Annotated in this window: 1 protein-coding gene; it reads left to right on the plus strand. The window is 46.4% G+C overall.

Going from position 1 to position 851, the window contains the following annotated elements:
- On the plus strand, positions 1 to 851 hold an 851-nt coding region (locus A3750_RS25755; RefSeq protein WP_197474837.1), incomplete at both ends, for a GAF domain-containing protein.

Here is an 851-nt window from a genome sequence, read left to right on the forward strand (position 1 = left end):
GTGGGCGCACACCACCTGGTAAAAATCCTGTTTGTCTCCAGCGAGCTTAGTCGACTAGACGAGCGGAACCATGAACACCAAGCAGAAATTGGAACAAAGCTATTTGAACTCAACCCTTCGCTCGTTAACGAAATTGTTCGAAAAATCGATGAAGAAGTAAAAGAAGTCGCCAGCAGCATGGGTATCAATCTCAAATCTACAAAGGAATCTCAATCCTTTGATGACCGAGAAGCCAATATTAATCTGGCGAAGACGGTCAGAGATCACAGCCTAGAAAGCATATCTCACGACATAATTGGCAAAAGCGATACGAAAACCGAGTTTGCGAAGCAGGTTTCTTACACGCTTTCACTCCTCTTTGGTATGCGCACAAGCGCTGTGTTTTGGCTCGAGGATGAAGAGCTTATCCTTGTGGACGAGGATCAAAAGCAGGTCCCGATGCAATTTCCTGTTGATCGCGGAAGCAGCTTAGTCGCTAAAGCAGCGATAGAAGGCAATGTTCTTTCTTCGTTCCAACACCGCTCAGAAGCACTCGTAGCCGACCAACAAATTCTAAGACATTTAGCCGCAGAAGGTATGCTCTGCATGCCGATACGCGATCAAAGCCGAGTTATCTGCGTGGTTGTGGCCAGCCTTCATTCCAAAAAAGAACAAATTCATCCTAGCTTTCTAGACTTATTGATACGACAGCTGACAGATCAATGCCTTTACATTGAAGCTGTAAGCGTGCCCTTGCAAACGAACGCGGAAATAAGCGCCCTAAGCGCAAAAGTCAGAGAGATTGCGCATGAGGCAAACAACCCCCTCAGCATCATCAATAATTATTTGGCGAGCCTGTCATCGAAGCTCTC

The sequence above is a fragment of the Oleiphilus sp. HI0079 genome (genome assembly GCF_001635105.1).